This window comes from Brevibacillus sp. SKDU10, from assembly GCF_001645205.1.
Lineage (GTDB): Bacteria > Bacillota > Bacilli > Brevibacillales > Brevibacillaceae > Brevibacillus_B > Brevibacillus_B halotolerans.
In genome coordinates this window covers 50,608-57,961 of the sequence record NZ_LSSO01000184.1, presented here as the reverse complement: position 1 = coordinate 57,961, position 7,354 = coordinate 50,608, and the positions used below count along the sequence as shown (strand labels likewise).

Genomic DNA, 7,354 nt, shown 5'->3' with positions numbered 1-7,354 from the left:
CAAAACGGGGGCTTGACCATTTTTGCTTGGTGGCTTTATATTGGAAACTTGTTATTACTTTGGCTTCTTCTTAAGTTCTACTACTACATCCTACCTTAGAATGTTTAATACTTAGGCTCCAAATTACCTTTTCGTGATTTGATATAAACATTTGAAACATCATTCTTCTGATCTATTAACTATTAATTCTTATCCAAAGCATTACTTATAGATGATTCAAATAGACTTTGGCAATAAATTTTACCTCTCTACTCCAACCAAATTACCCTAACACTCAAAATATTCAATATCATCCTTGTAGTTGTCATATGCTGCTTTATACTCCATAACGCGAGCCACTTCCGAAATAAAGTTTTCATCATAGCCTGCTCTTCTTAACAAATGAAAGCCCATTTCCATACCAGAAGCAATCCCGCCTGCGGTTACAATTCTGCCAGTATCAACTATACGAGCACGACTGATTTTGCAAGCTGGTGCAATTTCAGCTAATCGATCGATTGGCACCTTGCCCATGTCCGTAGCCTCCAAATGATCTGGCTCTTTACGATTTGTTGCAGGGATACCATCCAGAAGCCCCATTCTGCCGTAAATCCATGAACCTGTACATACACTTGTAAGCAGAGTTGTTTTAGGAAGAGATCGAATGTATTGGTGTAGTCGCTTATTATTCGTTTCCTGCCGGGTACCAAAGCCACCAGGAATTAAAAAGGCATCCAAATCGGGCATGTCATTGAAGCTGTAGTTGGGGTGTACAGTTAATCCCGCTTGAGTTTGAATTGGTTTCATCGCGTCAGCTACAAGAAAAACATCCAATTCAGGGTCAAATCTTCGTGCTACCGAAAATACGCCGTAGGGAGCTGCGTAATCAATAACCTCTGCGTCTTTAAAAATGTACACGCCTAATCTAAATCCTTGTTTTTTGTTCATGTTTTGTTTCCTCCTTTTGGATCGTCCTGCTTTTGAAATAGTACTTTCTTCTGTACGAGAGTTACTATATCATTGAATTACCGATTTTACTTATGAATGTTTACGATACGATCCATTTCGATTCCCGATATCACGGAGGTAGATATACAATGATTGAATTACTGGAAGGGAAGTTCTTTCAGACATTTATTGCAGTAATAGAAGAAAAGAGCTTTAGTCGAGCCGCAGAGAAATTAGGCTATGTTCAATCTACTGTAACTTCTCATATTCAGTTATTGGAGCAAGCCTGCAATCAAAAATTGTTTCATCGATTATCCAGAGGTGTAAAACCTACAGAAGCGGGTGTTAGACTTGCTACATTTGCGTATCAATTTATACATTTAGGTATGTCCTTAGAGCATGCAATGAACGAATTGGATCAGCCGCAGGGAACGATACATATTCGTATGCAGGAATCTTTTTTCTTAACACGTATGTCCTCCTTTATCCAACAATTTATGAATCAATATCCACGGATAAAAGTAAGACTAGAAGCGGGATTTCAGCCGGATATTCTGAAGAGAGTTTTAGATCACGCTGTAGATTTTGGCATTGTTCCGCAAAATCCCAATCGCAATGATCTGATTTTCCACCCACTTTTAGAGGAAAAACTTGTTTTTATTGCCTCGGATGCCTTGGTACAAAGAGTTGAATCTAGTGGATTGGATATGTTACACGATGAAATCGTAATAAGCTTTGGAACCAGTTGCCTATACCACACTCAAGCTAGTAGGATTTTGCAGGAGGCTGGAATTGAAGGAAATCGTGCATTAGAGTTTCCAAGCATAGAAATGATTAAGCAAGCTGTGAAATGTGGCATTGGTTTTGCATTACTTCCAGAAATATGCGTAAAAAAAGAACTAGAAGAAAAAGAATTCCAAACGCTGCCACTATCCCCGCCCATTTACTCAACACACGGGCTTATTGTCCATAAGGATAGAGAACTGCATTTTCCTGCTAAATTATTTAAGTCCCAAGTCGTTGAGCATTTTGGATAGAACGGTAGGCCGTCAAACGTAAGTATGATACAAAGATATACAAACGAGCGGATAAAAAATAGAGTGCCACCAGTAGCTCCGACTGGTTTTGCACTCTATTACCGGACTGAAGTGAATTAGTGTACCTAGCAATTTTAGCTTGTTCTTATTCATGGCATCTTCCCATGATAATGGTGTTATAATATTTACCGTCAGACAGGATTTTGTCTTTTTGTAGTATGCCTTCTATTTCAAAGCCAAGCTTTCTATAAAGGGTAATGGCCTTATCATTCGTTTCTAAAACATTCAATGTAATTTTTTTAATATCATTCGAGTCAGCCCAAGCAATAGATTCTTTTAACAGATTTTTACCTATGCCAAATCCCCAAAACTCCTTTAAAACGCACACACCAAATTCTATTTTATGTGAGAATCTTTTCAACTGATTTCCTTCGCATCTGGAAAATCCGATTATCTGATCATGAACGACCGCAACTAAAAATAAGTTTCTTTTCTTTTCAGTATCTGCATTAATTAATTGTTCAAAACCTAATGGATCTATGAACGCCTCCCCTTTTTCCCTGTCTAAATTTTCAGTCTCCCCATCTATCTGTAATCTAAGCTTAGACAAAGCTTTCGCATCTGTTTCGGTTGCAGATCGAATCATATAGCTTAGCCCTTTTACATCAAATTCTCGTTTGGTAATGATCATGATATACTCCATTCATATTCGATATGGTAAATATTTATAAGCTTAGTCTATCATATGTCACCATACTTGCGACTGCCTAAATGTAAAAGGGACCTTATCCAGTCCAAACCAGCCTAGTGAGTCCCACAATATTTCTGATAGGAAAAGGGTGTATTCCATCTAGGGCTTATTGCTTTGCTAGCTGAAAATTTTCCCTGGATTTAATATTCCTTTAGGATCAAAGGCTTTTTTTACAGCAAACATGGCAGGAAATGCTTCGCCATGCTCTGTTTGCTGGTATTTTCGTTTCCCCAGCCCTACACCGTGCTCTCCCGTACATGTACCACCGCGTGCTAAGGCATATTCAACTATACGGGTATTCGCCGCTTCTGCACGGGCAAGCTCTTGGGAATCAAGTGGATTTAATAAGAGCAGCGTATGGTAATTACCATCACCGATATGTCCAACCACTCCGCCCTCTAAATTCAATTCTTGCACGACTTGTTGGGCATTGCGTACTGCACCAGCCAGTTCGGATAGCGGCACACATACATCCGTCGTCATAACACGCTTTCCCGGTACGGAATGAGCAAAAGCATAGTACAAATGATGCCTAGCCTCCCATAATTGCGCCCGGGCCTTTGAATCTATCTCCTGCTGAAAATGTAGACAGCCTTTCTCTAACGCTAATTCTCTAGCAAATTGTGCATCCTGCATCAATCCTGCTGTATTTCCATGGAACTCAAGGAATAAGGTAGGTGTCACTTCGTATGAGGTATTTTTATGGCGATTCATTTTTTGAATGGACAATTCGTCTACCAGCTCCATTTTAGCAACAGGAATTCCTACAGAAAGAATAGTCACCGCAGTCTGAACAGCACTTTCCACATCAGGAAATGTAGCTCGAACGGCCATCATTTCCTCAGGAATACCGTATACGCGTAAGGTCAGCTCAGTAAATACACCCAATGTCCCTTCCGAACCAACAAACAGACCATTTAGATGGTATCCAGATGATGATTTGGCTGCTAAACCACCGGTATGAATAATGCTTCCATCAGCTAATACGACTTCTAGGTCACGCACCTGATCACGCATAACACCATATCGGACAGCAGTAGTACCGCTAGCATTTGTCGCGGCCATTCCACCAAGCGTAGCATCTGCCCCTGGATCAACAGAAAAAAACAAGCCGTATTTTTTCAGTTCTTTATTTACTTGGGTCCTGGTTATTCCTGGTTGAACACGTATCAACAAATCATCTGGCCGAATCTCCAGAATTCGATTCATTCGTTGAAAATCTAAGGATATTCCTTTATTCACCGGAATCACATGTCCTTCTAAACTGCTTCCGATACCAAATGGAACCACAGGTAGCTCACGGTCGTTAGCAAAAGCAAGCAGACGTGACACATCCTCCCTGGATTCAGGAAACACCACTACATCAGGTAAGACAGGGGTGTGATAAGATTCATCTTTGCTATGTAGCTCCAAAACACTCTCACTTATAGAAACCTGATCATCTCGAAATAATTGCCGTAAATCATTTAGGTCATTCATTTGAATTCCTCCTAAATTGCTTTTGACAAGTAGCACCAGATGTTAGTTCTATTATAAGAGAAGAAGGGATGTTTCAGATATAAAATTCGAAACATTCCTCCCTATAGACAGTTCATTACATGGACTTATTTCATTTTCTTGTTCCATTCTTATCCGATCGCTTTGCAATCGGAAATCACCAAATTCAATTCGCTCGACAAATCTATTTCAAATGGAGGTAATGTAACATGTGCTTTATTTTCTAAAAGACGAACAATAGGTCGTGAAGGCATACCCGGATTATTTTTGACAACGACACCTGAATAGCCTGAGCTTAACGTTACAAACATACCTACAGGATATAAATAGATGGAATTACGGAACGCTTGCAATACCTTCTGACAAAACTGGGTGCCTGAGCCTGCAAATAAAAATTCCATGGCATCGTGCGGTAGCATCGGCTTTCGATAAACACGCTGGCTCGTTAAAGCTTCGAAGACGTCACACACTCCAATGATTTTCGCAAATAAATGAATATCTTTTTCCTGCAAGTTACGCGGATACCCATTTCCATCCATACGTTCGTGATGCTGATAAGCGCATTGCGCAACGATCTCTGGAATTGCCGGCAGTCGTCTCAACAAAGCAAATCCTTTGCTTGCATGCGTCTTCATCATGTCATATTCCTCATTCGTTAGTGAATCCGGCTTCTGAATGATCTGAGTTGGGATCATCAATTTCCCTACATCATGTAAAAGCGCCCCTAAGCCTAAATCTATGATTTGCTGTTTATTCAAGCCCATTCTCAATCCAACTAATACACTATAAATCATTACATGTAAGGAATGGACAAATATGCTTTTATCAAAAACGCAAATCCTTCCTAGTAAATCCATGATCATTGAGTTATTCTTGCATGTAGAAATTAAATTTGCCAGCATATCCTGAGCGCTGGAGCCTATTTGTTCTCCTGCGATAGCTTTAGAGTAGGAATTATCCAATGTGGTATGCACAAAATCTATGGCTTCCTTCCTTGCTTGTCCAGATATAACATCCTTAGCAGGGGTATCCGCTATATTTTTATGTTGAACATGGATGGAATTGTGTCCAAACAAACTTTGAGTGAAAGTTCCTCCATTGCCCGCCGAAATCGAGCGATTGCTACTATAAATATCGCTTGAAAGTCTCATACCAGAACCACTGTGATTTTGAGAAAGTAACTGCATGTATATTTATAAATCCTCCCTAAAAGCTGACATTACATAAGACTTTATACCTAAGTCGTAATACATATATTACATATGAACTGATTTTCCTATCAAGTGTATTAATTACCGTTACTAAAGGCAATTTTTTTATTTCCTTGATAATGTCATCTCTCGCTATTCATTTTGATAATGACTTTCCTGTATGCAAGGCCATCCATTTTTATGCGTTTTAGTATTCATAGGCTCTTACAGAAAAAAAGACGTTCTCTTTCATTATGATTGAAAGAGAAAACGTCTTTTTCACATTGACAGGTATATTATTTATCGTCGTTGATAAATTGCTGAAGGGTATGAAGGTTACGTTGAGATAAAATGGATTGAACACGAATAACCGGAATGGATTGTATATCAATAGGAATAGTCGTAATGATTATATCGATACCTAGCGTTTTGATTTGTTCCTCTGTTATATCATACAAAAATTGATCTAATATTTGTAATTTCTCACCAAACCTTTCTCTTAAAATAGCCTCCATATATCGTTTCCAGCTTGTCCCATCACCAGATATAATAAGAGCCTTTTTAGATGTAGGCTTAAATGAAATCATAGCTTCTACTTGCATGGTGACATTAGCAATTTCATCATCAATGATATGATCTGCTATCCCGTATTTTTTTGCCCATTCATTATATACTTCTTTCACCTGTAAAAACGTTTCTCGGTGCTTTTCCCTAATATAATTGGTAATGGATTTTTCCTTTACTTTTATCGTAGAGAAATACTTTAGGGTATACATGGTTCGCTTAAAGTAATCGATTAAGGTAAAAACAAATTCCTCGTCATGAATCAACGGCTTGTTGATTTTATTTTCAAGCATACGAATGAAATCTTTCATATATAGGAATACTTGTATTTTTCCTTCATGAAAATATTGAAGCGCTTCCCTTTTTACTTTGCCGACATCCTTATACACATGCTTAGAAGCCTTAATAACAATCGTCATAATTACTTTGTCCTCTGTTGTTAAAGAGATATTATACTCTGATGTTAACTGATCGAGTATCGTGGATATTGTATGATAATAAGGTGTCTCAATATTATAGTGAGAAATGGGATTGCCTAAATTGATTTGATAGCCTTGTTTTTTTCTTTTTAATACAATCGCCAAAAAATAGGAGAGCTTATGCCTATCGCATACATCAAAAGTGATGTCTAATCCCTCTTCAATCTCGTCTAAGTATCGCAGACATACTTCCTCGTATTCTGTAAACGGCCATTCTTTATTGGTATAAGAGCTAGTATATAGTTCAAAAAACATCATGATGATTTGAAGTTCATTCCCCACAATTTGGAGGGGATTTCTTTGAAGCTGTAATTTATAGGTCTTTAAATGTTTCCCTACCCTTCTTAGAACGTTTTGAAGAGAAGGTCCTTGGATAAATAAATGTTCGGCTAATTGGGAAACGGTTTTACAATTTCCTTCAAGCAATTGCTGAAATACTTGAAAAGTAAACGAGTCTCTTACAAATAAAGATATCACTTCATTTATTGAGGAGCTTTCCGGTAAAAATAATTGGACGCCCTTCCCTTTTACAGAACTAATCTCCCAGCCAGGCGGCAAAAAATCCTTTAATATGGAAATTTCCTTGGCAACAGTCTTATATGAGCAACCTATTTTCTCTGATAACTCCTGAACTGTAAACCATCTATTTTCTCCACCGAGGAGCTTCATAATTTGAATTTGGCGATGTCTTTCTTTTCTCATGTCCATCTATCCCTATAGGGACTCCTTTCTTATGGTAAAAATAGCTTCTACCAAATCGTGCAAATATAATCTCTTATCTTTGGCGTACATTGTAACTTCTTACTAACTAATACAGAATAAATGAGAAAAGGTTTCATTTTTATTTAACTAAATCATTATATAGGAAAAAGCCCTTTTTCCTGTTGACAAAACAAGGAATAAAGGGCT

Annotated in this window: 6 protein-coding genes; 1 reads left to right on the top strand and 5 read right to left on the bottom strand. The window is 38.1% G+C overall.

Features of this window, described 5'->3' with window-relative positions; all coding sequences use genetic code 11:
• Nucleotides 1–267 precede the first annotated feature (267 nt).
• Nucleotides 268–927 (bottom strand): DJ-1/PfpI family protein, encoded by a 660-nt coding sequence (locus tag AYJ08_RS17655; protein ID WP_064018818.1) that lies wholly within the window; start codon nt 925–927, stop codon nt 268–270.
• Between the two features lie 149 nt (nt 928–1,076).
• Here AYJ08_RS17655 and AYJ08_RS17650 point away from each other — a divergent pair, with 149 nt between their 5' ends.
• On the top strand, nt 1,077–1,964 hold the full coding sequence (locus tag AYJ08_RS17650; RefSeq protein WP_064018817.1) for a LysR family transcriptional regulator: 888 nt from the start codon (nt 1,077–1,079) through the stop codon (nt 1,962–1,964).
• A gap of 145 nt (nt 1,965–2,109) precedes the next feature.
• On the opposite strand, the gene AYJ08_RS17645 is transcribed toward AYJ08_RS17650, so the two are convergent.
• The 4 genes from AYJ08_RS17645 to AYJ08_RS17630 form a co-directional block, all read right to left on the bottom strand.
• Complete coding sequence (locus AYJ08_RS17645) at nt 2,110–2,655, bottom strand: GNAT family N-acetyltransferase (RefSeq protein ID WP_064018816.1); 546 nt, start codon at nt 2,653–2,655, stop codon at nt 2,110–2,112.
• 177 nt (nt 2,656–2,832) lie between these two features.
• Complete coding sequence (locus AYJ08_RS17640) at nt 2,833–4,194, bottom strand: FAD-binding oxidoreductase (RefSeq protein WP_064018815.1); 1,362 nt, start codon at nt 4,192–4,194, stop codon at nt 2,833–2,835.
• Nucleotides 4,195–4,343: 149 nt separating this feature from the next.
• A complete protein-coding gene (locus tag AYJ08_RS17635; protein WP_064018814.1) occupies nt 4,344–5,399 on the bottom strand; it encodes an HD-GYP domain-containing protein in 1,056 nt (351 codons plus the stop codon).
• A gap of 299 nt (nt 5,400–5,698) precedes the next feature.
• The gene (locus tag AYJ08_RS17630) at nt 5,699–7,147 is read right to left on the bottom strand and encodes a BglG family transcription antiterminator (RefSeq protein ID WP_064018822.1); all 1,449 of its coding nucleotides are present in this window, start codon (nt 7,145–7,147) and stop codon (nt 5,699–5,701) included.
• Nucleotides 7,148–7,354 lie beyond the last annotated feature (207 nt).